Origin of the sequence: Lysobacter cavernae (genome assembly GCF_042648505.1) — a bacterium.
In the GTDB taxonomy this organism is placed as follows: Bacteria; Pseudomonadota; Gammaproteobacteria; order Xanthomonadales; family Xanthomonadaceae; genus Lysobacter_L; species Lysobacter_L cavernae.
This window is the reverse complement of the sequence record NZ_JBHRXK010000001.1, coordinates 814,946-830,619: the sequence shown is the minus strand read 5'-3', so window position 1 is coordinate 830,619 and position 15,674 is coordinate 814,946. Positions and strand designations below refer to the sequence as shown.

At 65.2% G+C, this 15,674-nt stretch carries 12 protein-coding genes and 2 tRNA genes; 10 read left to right on the top strand and 4 right to left on the bottom strand.

The features are described from left to right. Positions 1-62: 62 nt before the first annotated feature. From ACFOLC_RS03570 to ACFOLC_RS03555, 4 genes are all read right to left on the bottom strand, one after another. On the bottom strand, positions 63-428 hold the full coding sequence (locus ACFOLC_RS03570) for a cupin domain-containing protein (RefSeq protein ID WP_386757567.1): 366 nt from the start codon (positions 426-428) through the stop codon (positions 63-65). A 165-nt stretch (positions 429-593) separates the two neighbouring features. Continuing rightward, positions 594-1,805, bottom strand: coding sequence for a tyrosine-type recombinase/integrase (locus tag ACFOLC_RS03565; RefSeq protein WP_386757565.1), 1,212 nt, complete (start codon positions 1,803-1,805; stop codon positions 594-596). A 282-nt stretch (positions 1,806-2,087) separates the two neighbouring features. Further along, positions 2,088-2,164, bottom strand: a tRNA-Asn gene (locus ACFOLC_RS03560). Positions 2,165-2,225: 61 nt separating this feature from the next. Continuing rightward, the gene (locus tag ACFOLC_RS03555; RefSeq protein WP_386757563.1) at positions 2,226-2,765 is read right to left on the bottom strand and encodes a GspH/FimT family pseudopilin; all 540 of its coding nucleotides are present in this window, start codon (positions 2,763-2,765) and stop codon (positions 2,226-2,228) included. 145 nt (positions 2,766-2,910) lie between these two features. Here ACFOLC_RS03555 and uvrB point away from each other — a divergent pair, with 145 nt between their 5' ends. The 10 genes from uvrB to tssH all read left to right on the top strand — a co-directional run bounded on the left by uvrB (position 2,911) and on the right by tssH (position 15,655). Beyond that, the gene (gene uvrB, locus ACFOLC_RS03550) at positions 2,911-4,944 is read left to right on the top strand and encodes an excinuclease ABC subunit UvrB (RefSeq protein WP_386757561.1); all 2,034 of its coding nucleotides are present in this window, start codon (positions 2,911-2,913) and stop codon (positions 4,942-4,944) included. A gap of 88 nt (positions 4,945-5,032) precedes the next feature. Continuing rightward, positions 5,033-5,107, top strand: a tRNA-Val gene (locus ACFOLC_RS03545). Between the two features lie 886 nt (positions 5,108-5,993). Next, entirely contained in the window at positions 5,994-6,503 is a 510-nt protein-coding gene (gene tssB / locus ACFOLC_RS03540; protein WP_386757559.1) for a type VI secretion system contractile sheath small subunit, read from the top strand. 3 nt (positions 6,504-6,506) lie between these two features. Then, positions 6,507-8,000 (top strand): type VI secretion system contractile sheath large subunit, encoded by a 1,494-nt coding sequence (gene tssC, locus ACFOLC_RS03535; RefSeq protein ID WP_386757557.1) that lies wholly within the window; start codon positions 6,507-6,509, stop codon positions 7,998-8,000. 92 nt (positions 8,001-8,092) lie between these two features. Continuing rightward, positions 8,093-8,596 carry an Hcp family type VI secretion system effector gene (locus ACFOLC_RS03530; protein ID WP_386757555.1) on the top strand — a complete coding sequence of 168 codons (504 nt, stop codon included), beginning with the start codon at positions 8,093-8,095 and terminating at the stop codon, positions 8,594-8,596. A gap of 72 nt (positions 8,597-8,668) precedes the next feature. Then, a complete protein-coding gene (locus ACFOLC_RS03525) occupies positions 8,669-9,460 on the top strand; it encodes a type VI secretion system accessory protein TagJ (protein ID WP_386757553.1) in 792 nt (263 codons plus the stop codon). Between the two features lie 12 nt (positions 9,461-9,472). Continuing rightward, positions 9,473-9,976, top strand: coding sequence for a type VI secretion system baseplate subunit TssE (gene tssE, locus ACFOLC_RS03520; protein ID WP_386757551.1), 504 nt, complete (start codon positions 9,473-9,475; stop codon positions 9,974-9,976). A gap of 1 nt (position 9,977) precedes the next feature. Further along, complete coding sequence (gene tssF / locus ACFOLC_RS03515) at positions 9,978-11,861, top strand: type VI secretion system baseplate subunit TssF (protein ID WP_386757549.1); 1,884 nt, start codon at positions 9,978-9,980, stop codon at positions 11,859-11,861. Beyond that, the gene (tssG, locus tag ACFOLC_RS03510) at positions 11,825-12,865 is read left to right on the top strand and encodes a type VI secretion system baseplate subunit TssG (protein ID WP_386757547.1); all 1,041 of its coding nucleotides are present in this window, start codon (positions 11,825-11,827) and stop codon (positions 12,863-12,865) included. Before tssF ends, tssG begins: the two co-directional genes overlap by 37 nt. A gap of 51 nt (positions 12,866-12,916) precedes the next feature. Further along, a complete protein-coding gene (gene tssH / locus ACFOLC_RS03505; RefSeq protein ID WP_386757545.1) occupies positions 12,917-15,655 on the top strand; it encodes a type VI secretion system ATPase TssH in 2,739 nt (912 codons plus the stop codon). The last annotated feature ends 19 nt before the right edge of the window (positions 15,656-15,674 follow it).

Below are 15,674 nucleotides of genomic sequence, written 5' to 3'. Positions count from 1 at the left end.
AACGAAATGACTGGTCCGAGATGCGCTTAGTTCTGTGCCGGGCATCTGGGCGGGATGTCGGCTTATTCCAATGTCTCGTAACAATCGGGCGCGAATCGAGGGCTACATATGCAATAGAACAGAAGATCAGATGGTCCTATGTTCGCTATTTGTTGCGACATCCCAGACGGGATTACGACAACATCGCCTTCCCCTACGACATGCTCAATGCCACCGCCAACTCGGACTGCCCCCTTGCCTGCAATGATGAGATATCGTTCATCGACACCATTCAGACGATGCAGCTGTGTTGTTACGCCGGGCTCAACGCGTGCCCGTGCAATGGATACCGCATCATCCTTGGTGGAATTGATGATCTCAAGAATCCAGCATCGCTCTTGGGTAAAAAATTCCTTCGCCGGATCAGGTGAAGTGATGAGACGATCCATCCTTTGCCTCCTGTGTTGTGCGCCGCGGTGGAAGATTGCTTTGCAAAATCAGTTTGAGACGATTTTGGCACTCGGCTTTAGTTCGTCACTCTGCGCCAATTTAAGTTTCGGCTCAATTTTGGCCGAAAGTATCTTCGGCGGGACGGAAGTAGCTACCAATCTTCTCTATGGCTTTCGATCTCGCTGAAGTCTTGCGGCTGTAGTGATCTCGTCCAGAAAATCTGCCCAATCCTGCATGACACGCTGGCGCTCCTTGAGGAATACGGTTCTGTCGTAGGCGCGCTTGGTGGCATCGCCCTTGGAGTGGGCGAGCTGCGCCTCGAGTAGGTCGATATCCACGCTGAACTTTTCCCTCGCTCTGGTGCGCAGGGATGCACGGAATCCGTGCGGGACGTGCTTGCCCCGTAGTCCGTTGTCGCGCAGTGCCTTGCTCAGGGTGTCGCGGTGCAGGTGTGGGGTCGTTCGCTGGGCGACAGGCGGGAAGATGTAATTTCGCTTTCGTGGCGGCCAGGATCGCGCTTCTCGAAGAATCTCCTGAGCTTGGCGGGGCAGCGGGACAAAGTGATCCTTTCCGGTCTTCATTTCCTTGCCGGGGATATGAAGGACTGTCTCAGCCTCACCCAGCATCTGCCAGCGGAGGCTGACGACGTTGCCCGGGCGAAGAGCCGTATAGGCCGTCATCTCGAGAGCAGCTTTCACCATCGGATCCGGATATTCGGAGATCGCCAGCATTACCTGGCCCAGTGTTTCATCGTCGGTTGCCGCCGGCACCGAGGTTGCCTCGGGCAGCTTGATGACCCCTCTCAGTGACAGGGCTTTGCCATCCTCCCGAAGGCCCTTCTGGATCGCATGCAGGACGATCTGATGCATGTAGGTCATCGCCTTCTGCGCCATATGCGGGGCGCGCACCTGGATCGCTTTCAGTGCCTCCACAACGAGGGAGGTTGGCAACGTGGCAATGCTCTCGGTGCCTAGGCGGGGAATCAGGTCGCCGTTGAGAATCGTCGCCATCTTCTGGAGCGTCTTGGGGCTGGCGTCCTTGCGGCGTTCTTCCAGCCAATCCAAGGCAACCTTCTTGAACAAGGCGCCATCCTGAGCCCGCTGGAGCTCCACAGGCTTGGTTCTGCCCCTCGCAGGGTCTACACCATCGGCAAGCTGCCGGCGGAGCTCCAGATGCCTTTCTCTGGCCGCTCGCAAGCTGATGAGGGGGTAAGCCCCCAGCCCAATCATTTGATCCTTGCCTGCCCAGGAGTACCGGTAACGCCACAGCTTTGAACCGTTTGGCGTGACCTCGAGTGCGAGGCCATAGCCATCCGCCACGCGATACAACTTGTCGCGCGGCTTCATGGACCGGATACGGGTTTCTGAGAGCTTCACGGAACAGCTTCTAGCTGTTCTGCGACCGCAGCGTCAGTGGACATCCCCAGACGACAGGCGACCTTGTACTCGATGCAGATACAAGACCAATTTGAGGCCAGTCGCGACTTGCGAATGGTCTGGGGTTCTACTCGAAAATCTACTCGGAAAAATTCGGCGCTGCCGGTGGACGACGTTGGACGTCCGTGGACGCTAGATCGGCGGAAGACCCTGATCCGGCAGGGGTTTCTTGCCCTTTCCCAAATGAAAACGGACGCCCGAAGACGTCCGTAGACATGAAGATGGCGCCCGAAGTTGGACTCGAACCAACGACCCCCTGATTAACAGTCAAGTGCTCTAACCGGCTGAGCTATTCGGGCGGGGACGGGCATTGTAATGCCTCCCGCGGCACGGTCAAGCATGGTGCGGGCGCAAAGCCGCCTAAGGGGCATACGAACATGGCACAGCAGGGCCGGAATCACGCTCAGAGCGTGCCCGACCCGAATTGCCTATCGCGACGCGGCCGATCCGGTGGCCATCGTGCGGAGAGCAGATCCACAGGCTGAGATTGGTGCCTGTGCTCCGGCCGGAGGGGAGATAGCGAATCCAATGACGTCCTGGCGTGGTACGAACCGCGACGTCGGGACCCAACGGGTCGAATCGCTGGAGGATGGCGGTTGTATCCGCCGGAGCGCCCTTCCTGCCGGGGTCCAGGAACAGGATCCAGCCATCCTGCCAGATCAGATCCTTGCGGCATTGCCGGCCGTCCCGGCTTGGGCACAGGCTGACGGGCATGCCACGGCTGACAGCGGTGATGCGGGCACTGGCAAGGGAGGTGGTCAACAGGTGGTAGGCATTGCTGATCCGGGCGTTTTTCCGGACGTGACTGAACGTGGGTACGCCGACGGCGAGGCTGATGCCCAGCACCGCGGTGACGGTCATCAGCTCGATCAGGGTGAAGCCGTGCGGGCGCTGCTTCATGGTGCCGATTCCATTCGGATTGCGAACAGAATCGACCCGGGGCCACCCCTGGAATATCGGCATGCCATCAGTTGCAGGGTAGGAAAATGCCGCATCCGCCCCCATTGCAGAGGACTACACTGCAGGTTTGATCGCCGGCCGACCAATGAACGACAGCATCCACCCCGCAGGATTCCAACTCGTGGCCCCGTACTCCCCGGCCGGCGACCAGCCACCGGCGATCGCGCGCTTGGTCGAGGGCTTCGAGGGCGGCCTGGCGTCGCAGGCGCTGCTGGGTGTGACCGGATCGGGCAAGACCTACACCATCGCCAACGTGGTCCAGGCGGTGCAGAAGCCGACCCTGGTGATGGCGCCGAACAAGACCTTGGCGGCGCAGCTGTACGGCGAGTTCAAGGCGTTCTTCCCGCACAACGCGGTCGAATATTTCGTCAGCTACTACGACTACTACCAGCCCGAGGCCTACATCCCGTCGTCGGATACGTTCATCGACAAGGACAGCTCGGTGAATGAGCACATCGAGCAGATGCGGCTGTCGGCGACCAAGGCGCTGCTGGAGCGCCGCGACACCATCATCGTCTGCACGGTCTCGGCGATCTACGGCTTGGGCGACCCCAACGAGTACTTCCGCATGGTGCTGCATCTGGTGCGCGGCGAGCGCATCGATCAGCGCGAGTTGATCCGCCGTCTCACCGAGATGCAGTACACCCGCAACGACACCGAGTTGCGTCGCGCCACCTACCGTGTGCGCGGTGAAGTCATCGACGTGCACCCGGCCGAGAGCGATGCCGAGGCGGTGCGGGTCGAGCTGTTCGACGGCGAGATCGAGCAGCTCACCGTGTTCGACCCGCTCACCGGCGAGACCCTGCGCAAGCTGCCGCGCTACACGATCTACCCGGGCTCGCATTACGTCACCACGCGGCGCACCGTGCTCGACGCCATCGAGACGATCAAGGACGAGCTGCGCGTGCGACTGGAGCAGCTGTATGCGCAGAACAAGCTGGTTGAGGCGCAGCGGCTGGCGCAGCGCACACAGTTCGACCTGGAGATGCTGGCCGAGGTCGGCTACTGCAACGGCATCGAGAACTACTCGCGGCACCTGACCGGGCACATGCCGGACGAGCCGCCGCCGTGCCTGTTCGATTACCTGCCGCCGGATGCGTTGCTGGTGGTCGACGAATCGCACGTGACAGTTCCGCAGATCGGCGCGATGTACAAGGGCGATCGCTCGCGCAAGGAGACCCTGGTCGAGTTCGGCTTCCGCCTGCCGTCGGCACTGGACAACCGGCCGCTGCGGTTCGAGGAGTGGGAAGGGCGCTCGCCGCGCGCGATCTACGTGTCGGCGACACCCGGTCCGTACGAGCTGCGCAAATCTGAGGGCCAGATTGTCGAACTGGTGGTGCGGCCGACCGGCCTGATCGATCCGCAGGTCGAAATCCGCCCGGTCGGCACCCAGGTTGACGACGTGCTCGGCGAAATCAACTTGCGCGTCGCCATGGGCGATCGCGTGCTGATCACCACGCTGACCAAGCGCATGGCCGAGAACCTGACCGAATACCTCGGCGAGCACGGCGTGCGCGTGCGTTACCTGCACTCCGACATCGAGACGGTCGAGCGGGTCGAGATCATCCGCGACCTGCGCCTGGGCAAGTTCGACGTGCTGGTCGGCATCAACCTGCTGCGCGAAGGCCTGGACATGCCGGAAGTGTCGCTGGTGGCGATCCTGGATGCCGACAAGGAGGGTTTCCTGCGTTCGACCGGTTCGCTGATCCAGACCATCGGCCGCGCCGCCCGCAACGTGCGCGGCAAGGCCATCCTCTACGCCGACCGCATCACCAACTCCATGCAGCGCGCGATCGAAGAGACCGACCGGCGCCGGCAGAAGCAGGTCGAGTACAACGCCGAGCACGGCATCACGCCGCAGTCAGTGGTCAGGACGCTGGTCGATGTTTTCGAGGGCGCGCGTGCCGAGCCGGGCGAGACCGCCAAGGGGCGCGGCAAGGCCCGCAAGGTGGCCGAGGACATGGCTGAATACGCCAAGCTCAGCCCCAGCCAGTTTGCCGTCCGCATCAAGGCGCTGGAGCAGCAGATGTATCAGCATGCGCGTGACCTGGAGTTCGAGGAGGCTGCGGCGGTGCGCGACCAGCTGCGGCAGATCAAGGACGCCGGGTTCGCGGCCTGAGTTGGCATTCGTGCGCACCGGACTGTTGCCGGCGGCGAGCCGACGGGCTACACTGCGCGCCCCTCGCCGGGGTATCTGATCGGCGAATGGGCGGTTAGCTCAGCGGTAGAGCACTACCTTGACATGGTAGGGGTCACAGGTTCGAACCCTGTACCGCCCACCAGATTTATCAACGACTTGCGGCATGTCAGGCTGTACCCGAGTCGTTCGTACGGAAATATGCGGAAGCCGCCCCTTCAACCGGGGCGGCTTTTTCCGTTTTGGACCTTGGTGTCGCCGGAGTGAGTACGCCTCCAGTGGCCCCTGCGCCGCCCGACCACTTTCTGTAAAGGCAGGTGTCAGGCTCTGTCGCCGTGGGCCTGCCTATGGCGGGAGGTGATCAGGCGCGAAATCGATCGAATCGACCACTGATGGCGGACCGGATCGGTGGGACGTCGCCAGTCATGCATAGCTGCAACCGACAAGCCGGGCCGGAACCCTTCGGGCCCATGCGCTGGTCAGTCTCGCCAACGAAAGTGATGTGCCGCAAAAAATGAGCAGCTACTGCGCTTGGCAAGGACTCCATGCAGGCGCTTTGTTTGTCGTGCGACAGCACAACAACAGAAGGTGCGAAGTGATGCTGCCTGCGCCTGCGGTGCTGGGCCGACGGGCCGGTTCCGCGATTCCTCCGGCTTGGCATCCCGGCTTTGATCGGATGACCGGTGCGTTGATCAAGCGCTACTTCCGCGTATGCCCACACCAGTGACGGCCTTCATCGAACTTGTTTGATCCCAACCAGCAGCGATAGGCCAAGCCCCGTCGTGCATTGAGACGATTTGTCGGGTGGCTGGCGATGGTGCTTCCTAGACTCGCCCCCGTACTGGGTAACGCCGCGGATCCACCTCACGCATGAAGCGCTGATATCGCCCGGTATGCGGTGGGCGAGCGTCGTCGCATGCGGCCAGCGAAAGAGGGGTGGTTCGCCACGGCGCATGTCGCCGTTCAAGCGGCTATCAGCGGTTTGTGGATCCCACGCGCCGCAGCGGGAAGACTCAATCGGAGGCTAGGCAATGGCGAACAGTCAGAAATTCATCGCCCGCAATCGGGCGCCACGGGTACAGATCGAGTACGACGTGGAGGTGTACGGCGCGCAGAAGAAGGTGCAGATCCCGTTCGTGATGGGGGTCATGTCGGACCTGTCCGGCGCCAATGCCGGCGAGTTGCCGTCGCTGGAGGAGCGCAAGGCGCTGGAGATCGATGTCGACAACTTCGACAGCCGGCTGCAGTCGATGCGTCCCCGCGCAAGGTTCGCCGTGCCCAACACGCTGACCGGCGAGGGCGAACTCAACGTGGACATCACCTTCGAGAGCATGGACGACTTCTCGCCGGCGGCGGTGGCACGCAAGGTCGAACCGCTGGCCAGGTTGCTCGAGGCGCGCACCCAGCTCGCCAACCTGGACACCTACATGGACGGCAAGGCCGGTGCCGAGAACCTGATCGCGCAGGCACTGCGCGACCCGGCGCTGCTGCAGTCGCTGGTGTCGGCGGCCAAGCCCGCCACCGATCCGCAGGAGGGCTGAACCATGGCGACCGAACAACTGGCCGCGGCCGATGGCGGCACCCAGACCCTGGAGGCCGGCGATTTCGCCGCACTGCTGAACCGCGAGTTCAAGCCCAAGAGCGAGCGCGCCAAGGAAGAAGTCGAGTCCGCGGTGCGCACGCTTGCCGAGCAGGTGCTCAGCCGTGCCGACGTGGTCAGCGAAGACGTCTCGCAGACCATCAAGGCCTACATCGCCGAGATCGACCGCAAGCTCAGCGAGCAACTCAACCACATCCTGCATCACGCCGACATGCAGCAGTTGGAAGGCGCCTGGCGTGGCCTGCACTACCTGGTCAACAACACCGAGACCGACCAGCAGCTCAAGATCCGCGTGCTCAACATCTCCAAGAAGGAGTTGGGCAAGGTGCTCAAGCGCTACAAGGGCACGGCCTGGGACCAGAGCCCGATCTTCAAGAAGGTCTACGAGCAGGAATACGGCCAGCTCGGTGGCGAGCCGTACGGCTGCCTGGTCGGCGACTACTACTTCGACCAGAGCCCGCCGGACGTGGAACTGCTCAGCGGCATGGCCCAGGTCGCCGCCGCGGCGCATGCGCCGTTCATTTCGGCGGCGTCGCCCAAGCTGATGGGCATGGACAACTGGAGTGAGCTGTCCAACCCGCGCGACCTGGCCAAGATCTTCTCCACGCCCGATTACGCCGCGTGGCGCTCGCTGCGCGAGTCGGAGGACTCCAAGTACATTGGCCTGGCCATGCCGCGCACGCTGTCGCGCCTGCCCTACGGTGCAGCGACCAACCCGGTCGAGGAGTTCGACTTCGAAGAGGACTCCGCAGGCGCCGATTCGGCCAAGTACACCTGGCAGAACGCCGCCTACGCGATGGCAGCGAACATCACCCGTTCGTTCAAGCAGTACGGCTGGTGCTCGCGCATCCGCGGCATCGAGTCCGGCGGCGCGGTCGAGGGCTTGCCCACGCATACCTTCCCGACCGACGACGGCGGCGTGGACATGAAGTGTCCGACCGAAGTGGCAATCACCGATCGACGTTCGGCCGAGCTGGACAAGATGGGCCTGATGCCGCTGGTGCATCGCAAGAACTCGGACATGGCCGCCTTCATCAGCGCGCAGTCGTTGAACAAGCCCGACGAGTACGACGATCCAGACGCCACTGCCAATGCCGCGCTCGGCGCGCGTCTGCCGTACATGTTCGCCTGCTGCCGCTTCGCGCATTACCTCAAGTGCATCGTGCGCGACAAGATCGGCTCGTTCAGCGATCGCGAGCAGATGCAGACCTGGTTGACACGCTGGATCACCCAGTACATCGACGGCGACCCGGCCAACTCCAGCGAGGACACCAAGGCGCGCAAGCCGCTGGCCGCCGCCGAGGTGGTGGTGGAGGAAGTGGAGGGCGCACCGGGTTATTACACCTCCAAGTTCTTCCTCAAGCCGCATTACCAGTTGGAAGGGCTGACCGTGTCGCTGCGGCTGGTGTCTCGGTTGCCGTCGGCCGCCAAGGCCTGATCCGGCGCCCCTGCGCCACGCCGTCGGTGCGCATCGCCTGCGCGCCGAGTGGCGACCCATCGTTGTCGGTTTTTCTCTAAAGGAGCAGTTCCATGGCGTTCGACATGCACATCAAGTTCGGCAGCGGCAAGGTCAAGATCGAAGGCGCTTCCAACCACAAGAAGCACAAGGGCGAGGTTCCGATCCTGGCGTGGTCGTGGGGGGCCAGCAACAGCGGCGACCTGCACACCGGTGGCGGCTCGGCCAGCGGCGGCAAGGCGCATATCCAGGACCTGTCCATCACCAAGTACGTGGACGGTTGTTCCAATGCGCTGCTGGACGCGGTGTGCACCGGCGCGCGCGTCGATGAGGCATGGCTGTACGTGACCAATGCCACCGGTGAGCAGACCGACTTCCTGACCATCCAGCTCAGCGAAGGCGTGCTGGTCACGTCGTTGTCCACCGGCGGTTCCGGTGGCGAAGACCGCCTCACCGAGAACCTGACCCTGCACTTCGGCAAGTTCAAGTACAGCTTCCAGCCGCAGGACGACAAGGGCATCGCGCAGGGCGGCACCAAGGACTTCGTCTACGACATCCAGGGCGTCGCCAAGGGTTGATCGCCCAGCCCGGCCGCGTCATCGGTGCCGCCATCACGGCGGCGCCGCCACCCCACTCCGCACGAGCAGACCATGGACACCACTGCCGAACTGCTGCTCCGCCAGGCACGTCCGGACGAGGCGTTGACGCTGTTGACGCAGGCGGTGCGGGCGCGACCGGCCGATGCGAAGCAGCGTGTGTTCCTGTTCCAGCTGTTGGCGGTGCTCGGTCAATGGGACCGGGCCCGCGACCAGCTCAACGCCTGCCGTGAGCTCGACGGCGACAATGCCGCGCTCGCCAGCACCTACGCCATCCTGGTGCAGGCCGAGCGGCAACGCGCCGCGGTTTTCGCCGGCAGCGCCTTGCCGACCATCATCGGCGAGCCCGATGCCTGGTTGGCGCGCCTGCTGCAGGCGCTGAAACTGTCCGCCGACGGCGCCCACGCGCAGGCCGCGGCCTTGCGCGCCGAGGCGTTCGAGCAGGCCCCGGCCGTTGCCGGCAGCATCAACGACGATCGCTTCGAGTGGATCGCCGATGCCGACCCGCGCTTCGGCCCGTGCCTGGAGCTGGTGGTCAACGGCGGCTACGCCTGGGTGCCGTTTTCGCAGGTGCAGGCGCTGCGCTTCGAGGCGCCGACCGACCTGCGCGACACCGTCTGGGCACCGGTGGCGGTGACCTGGCGCAACGGTGGCGAGGCGCTGGGCTTCGTGCCGGTGCGCTATCCGGGCACCGAACGCAGCGACGACGGCCAGCTGCTGCTGGCGCGACGCACCGACTGGACCGGCGTCGATGGCGACATCGGTCTCGGCCAGCGCATGTGGGCCACCGATGGCGGCGACTACCCGTTGCTGGACGTGCGCCAGATCGTGTTCGACCCGGTCTGAGCGGAGCGTACGATGGCCGAGCTGACCACCCAGGAACGCCTGCAGCCATCGCTGCTGGACCGGCTCACCGACGATGAGCCGTTGCGCCGCGACGAGAGCCGCGAGCAGCGCGTGATTTCCGCCGCGCGCCTGCGTGAGTGCGTGATGCGCGACCTGTCGTGGCTGCTGAACAGCGTCAACCTGGCGACCGATCAATCGCTGGAGGCGTATTCGGAAGTGCGCCGCTCGGTGCTGAATTTCGGCATTCCCGATCTGGCTGGCGTGGCCATGTCCGGCATCGACGCCGCCGCGCTGCAGCAGCGCATCCGCGAGGCGATCGTGGCCTTCGAGCCGCGACTGATCGCCGACACCCTGCACGTCACCGTTCAGGCCGATGCGCGACGCATGGACCGGCGCTCGCTGGTGTTCTTCATCGAATCGGAGATGTGGGCACAGCCGCTGCCGCTGAACCTGTACCTGAAGACCGAGCTGGACCTGGAAACCGGCCGCCTCGACGTCAGCGAGGGGTATGCCTGACATGGACCCGCGCCTGCTCGGCTACTACAACCGCGAGCTGCAGCACGTGCGCGAGATGGGTGGCGAGTTCGCGCGCGAGTTCCCGAAGATCGCAGGCCGGCTGGGCCTGGAAGGTTTCGAGTGCGCCGACCCGTACGTGGAGCGGCTGCTGGAAGGCTTCGCGTTCATGGCCGCGCGCGTGCAGCTCAAGCTCGACGCGCAGTACCCGGTGTTCACCCAGCACCTGCTGGAAATGGTCTACCCGCACTATCTTGCGCCGCTGCCGTCGATGGCGGTGGTGCAGTTGCAGCCTGATCTGAAGGAAAGCGCGCTGACCGCCGGCCACACGGTGCCGCGCCACACCGCGCTGCGCAGCCTGGTCGCCGGTGGCGAGCGCACCGCATGCGAATACCGGACCGCGCATGCGGTGACGCTGTGGCCGCTGGCCCTGCGCGAGGCCAAGTATCTGGATACGCCCGCGGCCATTGCCGCCGCGGGCGTGAACCCGCCCAGCGGCAAGCGGATCCGCGCCGCGCTGCGCCTGCGTTTCGAGACGCTGGCCGGCGCCCAGGCCAGCATGCTCGCGCTGGATGCGCTGCCGCTGTTCATCGCCGGCACTGACGAGCTGCCCAAGCGGCTGTACGAACAACTGCTCGGCAACGCCGCCGGCTTCGTGGTGCGCGGACAGGACGCGGCCGGCAACGCGCTGGAGCTGTGGCGCGAGCGCAGCGACATCCGTGCGCGCGGCTTCGCCGACGACGAGGCCTTGATCCCCTACGACGGCCGCGCGTTCAGCGGCTACCGGCTGCTGCAGGAATACTTCGCCTGCCCCGAGCGTTTCCTGTTCGCCGAGCTGGGCGGGCTGCGCGATGCGCTGCGCCGGCTGCAGGGAACCACGTTCGAGATCGTGGTGCTGCTGGAGCACAGCATCGCCAGCCTGGCGTCGGCGGTGAGCGCCGACAACTTCCGCCTGTTCTGCACGCCGGCGATCAACCTGTTCACGCGTCGCGCCGATCGCGTGCACCTGGCCCCGGGCAAGACCGAGTACCACGTGCTCGCCGACCGCACCCGGCCGATGGATTTCGAGATCCACAGCCTCGGCGAGGTCGAGGGCTTCGGTGATCGCCAGGAGCCGGAGCAGCGCTTTCTGCCGTTCTATGGCGGCGACGCGCGTACCTGGCATGCGCGGCATGGTGCGTTCTATACGCTGCGGCGCGAACCGCGGTTGCTGTCGGCACGGCAGCGCCGGCAGGGGGCGCGCTCCAGCTACGTCGGCAGCGAGGTCTTCATCAGCCTGGTCGATGCCGGCGACAGTGCGTACGTCACTGCGCTGCGGCAACTCGGCCTGCAACTGCTGTGCAGCAACCGCGACCTGCCGCTGCACATGCCGGTGGGCAAGGGCAAGACCGACTTCACGCTGGAAGGCGATGCGCCGGTGCAGAGCGTGCGCTGCGTGGCCGGCCCCACCAAGCCGCGCCCGGCGCCCGCCGGCGGCGAGAGCGCATGGCGCCTGCTCAGCCACCTGCAACTGAACTACCTGTCGCTGTTCGAGGACGGCCAGGACGGTGCCGCCGCGATACGCGAGATGCTAACGCTGTACTGCGATCCATTCGACGCCACGGCCTTGCGCCAGATCGAAGGCATCAAGACGGTGAGCTCGCAGCCGATCGTACGCCGCATCCCCGCGCCCGGCCCGATCATGTTCGGCCGCGGCCTGGAAATCACCATGACCTGCGAAGACAGCGCGTTCGAAGGCACCGGCACCTTCCTGTTCGGCGCGGTGATGCAGCATTTCTTTGCCCGCTACGTGTCGGTCAACTCGTTCGCCGAGACCGTGCTGCGCACGACCGAGCGCAACGAGATCGCACGATGGCCGGCACGCCTCGGCACGAGGCAGTCGCTGTGAGCACCGACGTGGCGATAATTGAGCACGCACTGCGCGAGCGACCGGGGGCCTTCGAGTTCTTCGCCGCACTGCGCGCGCTCGAACGCGCGCATCCACAACGGCCGCGGCTGGGCCACTCCACGCGTCCGGTCGACGATCCGGTGCGTTTGCGGCATGCGCCATCGCTGGCCTTCGCGCCGCGTTCGATCGACCGCTACGTACCGGCCGCGGGCGACGCGCCGGGGCAGTTGTACGGCTTGTTCCTGGGACTGTTCGGCCCGAATGCGCCGCTGCCGTTGCACCTGAGCGAGTACGCGATCGAGCGCCGCAACAATGCCAAGGACAGCACCCTCACGGCGTTCGCCGACATTTTCCACCACCGCCTGCTGAGCCTGTTCTACCGCGCCTGGGCCGATGCGCAGCCGACCGTGCACGCCGACCGTCCCGACCAGGACCGCTTCCGCGGCTACCTCGATGCGCTGGTCGGCATGGCCTCGCCGCACCTGCGCGGGCGCGATGCGCTGCCGGACGATGCGCGTCGCTATTTTTCAGGTCGCTTGCTGCCGGTGGCGCGCAACGCCGAGGGACTGCGCGGCATCGTCGAGCAGTTGTTCGCGGTGCCGGTGCAGGTGGTCGAGTTTGTCGCCGAGTGGATGCGCCTGCCGGACGACGCGCACCTGCGCCTGGGCGAATCCCCCGAGGTCGCCGAACTGGGTTGCACCAGCGTGCTCGGCGCGGATGCGCGCGGCGCGCAGCAACGCCTGCGCCTGCGCCTGGGGCCGTTGGGACGCGAGGCTTTCGTGCGCTTCCTGCCGGGCGGCGATGCGCTGCGGCAATTGACCGCGGCGGTACGCAGTTACATCGGCGATGCGGTGGGCTGGGACCTGCAGCTGCTGCTGAAGTCCGATGAGGTGCCGACGACCACGCTGGCGCACGACGGTCGCCTGGGCCTGGACACCTGGCTGGGCCAACGAGCCTGTGGCATCGCCGATGCCGACGACGTGGTGCTGCGGCCTTCGGGCTGAGCACGGATCGTTTGTTCCTCCATCCAAAGCATTCGTAAAGGAATCACCCGCATGGCCGAGATCAGTCGCAGCGCCTTGTTCGGCAAGCTCAACAAGCTGGCCTACCGTGGCATCGAAAGCGCCACCGTGTTCTGCAAGCTGCGCGGCAATCCCTATGTCGAACTGGTGCACTGGTTGCACCAGATCCTGCAGCTGCCGGATTCGGACCTGCACCGCATCATCAAGTACTTCGAACTGAATCCATCGTCTCTGGCGCGCGACGTCACCGAGGCACTGGACCGGCTGCCGCGCGGCTCGACCGCGGCTACCGACCTGTCCAGCAATGTCGAGGAAGCGGTGGAGCGCGGCTGGGTCTACGCCTCGCTGAGCTTCGGCGAGGCGCAGGTGCGTACCGGCTACCTGGTCGTCGCCATGCTCAGCGTGCGTGCGCTGCGCAATGCGCTGATCGGCATTTCCCGCGAGTTCGAGAAGATCAAGCCAGAAACCTTGAGCGAGCGCTTCGCCGCGATCGTTGCCGGATCGCCGGAAGAGGGCCAGTTGCCCAGCGATGGCTTCCAGCTCGGCCAGTCAGGCGCGCCAGGCGAGGCCAGCGGCGCGATCGCGCCGGCAGCGATGGGCAAGCAGGAAGCGCTGAAGAAATTCACCACCGACCTCACTGCGCAGGCGCGCGACGGCAAGCTCGACCCGATCATCGGCCGCGACGACGAGATCCGCCAGGTGGTCGACATCCTGATGCGGCGCCGCCAGAACAACCCGATCCTGGTCGGCGAAGCCGGTGTCGGCAAGACCGCCGTGGTCGAAGGCCTGGCCCAGCGCATCGCCCGCGGCGACGTGCCGCCGGCGTTGCAACAGGTCGAGCTGCGCACGCTCGACGTCGGCCTGCTGCAGGCCGGTGCCAGCATGAAGGGCGAGTTCGAGCAGCGCCTGCGCGCGGTGATCGACGAGGTGCAGGCCAGCGCCAGGCCGATCATCCTGTTCGTCGACGAGACCCATACGTTGGTGGGGGCGGGTGGCGCGGCCGGAACCGGCGATGCCGCCAACCTGCTCAAGCCGGCGCTGGCGCGTGGCACGCTGCGCACGGTCGGTGCCACCACCTGGGCCGAGTACAAGAAGTACATCGAGAAGGACCCGGCGCTGACCCGTCGCTTCCAGGCGGTGCAGGTCGACGAGCCGGACGAAGCCAAGGCGGTGCTGATGATGCGCGGCGTTGCCAGCACGATGGAGCAGCATCACAAGGTGCAGATCCTCGACGAGGCGCTGGAAGCGGCGGTCAAGCTCAGCCACCGCTACATCCCGGCGCGGCAGTTGCCGGACAAGTCGGTGAGCCTGCTCGACACCGCCTGCGCACGCGTGGCGGTGAGCCTGCACGCCACGCCGGCGGAGGTCGACGACAGCCGCCGCCGCATCGAATCGCTGCAGACCGAGCGCGGCATCATCGAGCGCGAGCGCGCGATCGGCATCGCCGTCGACGAGCGCGCGGCCACCTGCGCCAGCCTGCTGGATGTCGAGCACAGCCGCCTGCAGGCGCTGGAACAGCGCTGGGCCGGCGAGAAGCAACTGGTCGACGAACTGCTCGCGCTGCGCGCGCAGCTGCGTGCCGGCGCCGCACCGGTGGAAGGCACCGACAGTGCGCTGGAAGCTGCCGCCGATGCGTTGTCGGCGGATGCTACGGCGGTACTCGATGCGCCCGTGCAGGTCGATCGCGACATCCTGCTGGCACGCCTGCAGCAGGTGCAGGCCGAGCTGGCCGTGTTGCAGGGCGAAACACCGCTGATCCTGCCCACGGTCGATTACCAGGCCGTGGCCGCGGTGGTTGCCGACTGGACCGGCATCCCGGTCGGACGCATGGCGCGCAACGAGATCGAGACGGTGTTGAACCTGCCGAAGCTGCTGGCCCAGCGCGTGATCGGCCAGGATCACGCGATGGAGATGATCGCCAAGCGCATCCAGACCTCGCGTGCCGGCCTCGACAACCCAAGCAAGCCGATCGGCGTGTTCATGCTCGCCGGCACCTCCGGCGTCGGCAAGACCGAGACCGCGCTGGCTCTGGCCGAAGCGCTGTACGGCGGCGAGCAGAACCTGATCACCATCAACATGAGCGAATACCAGGAAGCGCACACGGTGTCGTCGCTGAAGGGCGCACCGCCCGGCTACGTCGGCTACGGCGAGGGCGGCGTGCTCACCGAGGCGGTGCGCCGCAAGCCGTACTCGGTGGTGCTGCTGGACGAGGTGGAGAAGGCCCACCCGGACGTGCACGAGCTGTTCTTCCAGGTGTTCGACAAGGGCGTAATGGAAGACGGCGAAGGCCGCCGCATCGACTTCCGCAACACCCTGATCCTGCTGACCACCAATGCCGGCACCGAACTGATCGCCAGCCTGTGCAAAGACCCGGAACTGATGCCAGACCCCGAGGGCATGGCCAAGGCGTTGCGCGAGCCGCTGCTGAAGATTTTCCCGCCGGCGCTGCTGGGGCGGCTGATAGCGATTCCGTATTACCCGCTGAGCCAGGAGATGATCGGAAAGATCGTGCGGTTGCAGTTGAGCCGCATCAAGGAACGCATCGAGGAACGGTATCGGATTCCGTTCGAGTATGACGACGCGGTAGTGGAGTTGGTGGTGAGTCGCTGCACCGAAAGCGAATCTGGTGGGCGAATGATTGATGCGATTCTGACAAATTCGATGTTGCCGGATGTGTCGCGAGAGTTTCTTGTTCGGATGATCGAGGGAATTCCGGTGGCCGGTGTCAGCGCCGGAGTAGATGAGTCGGGGTTCGCATATGCCTTCGCGTGAGGCTCCTGATGATTGAACA

Excerpts from the sequence above, each read along its gene's own strand:
- ACFOLC_RS03570 (WP_386757567.1), bottom strand. The coding sequence starts at position 428 with ATGGATCGTCTCATCACTTCACCTGATCCGGCGAAGGAATTTTTTACC.
- ACFOLC_RS03555 (WP_386757563.1), bottom strand. The coding sequence starts at position 2,765 with ATGAAGCAGCGCCCGCACGGCTTCACCCTGATCGAGCTGATGACCGTC.
- uvrB (WP_386757561.1), top strand. The coding sequence starts at position 2,911 with ATGAACGACAGCATCCACCCCGCAGGATTCCAACTCGTGGCCCCGTAC.
- tssB (WP_386757559.1), top strand. The coding sequence starts at position 5,994 with ATGGCGAACAGTCAGAAATTCATCGCCCGCAATCGGGCGCCACGGGTA.
- tssC (WP_386757557.1), top strand. The coding sequence starts at position 6,507 with ATGGCGACCGAACAACTGGCCGCGGCCGATGGCGGCACCCAGACCCTG.
- ACFOLC_RS03530 (WP_386757555.1), top strand. The coding sequence starts at position 8,093 with ATGGCGTTCGACATGCACATCAAGTTCGGCAGCGGCAAGGTCAAGATC.
- ACFOLC_RS03525 (WP_386757553.1), top strand. The coding sequence starts at position 8,669 with ATGGACACCACTGCCGAACTGCTGCTCCGCCAGGCACGTCCGGACGAG.
- tssE (WP_386757551.1), top strand. The coding sequence starts at position 9,473 with ATGGCCGAGCTGACCACCCAGGAACGCCTGCAGCCATCGCTGCTGGAC.
- tssF (WP_386757549.1), top strand. The coding sequence starts at position 9,978 with ATGGACCCGCGCCTGCTCGGCTACTACAACCGCGAGCTGCAGCACGTG.
- tssG (WP_386757547.1), top strand. The coding sequence starts at position 11,825 with ATGGCCGGCACGCCTCGGCACGAGGCAGTCGCTGTGAGCACCGACGTG.
- tssH (WP_386757545.1), top strand. The coding sequence starts at position 12,917 with ATGGCCGAGATCAGTCGCAGCGCCTTGTTCGGCAAGCTCAACAAGCTG.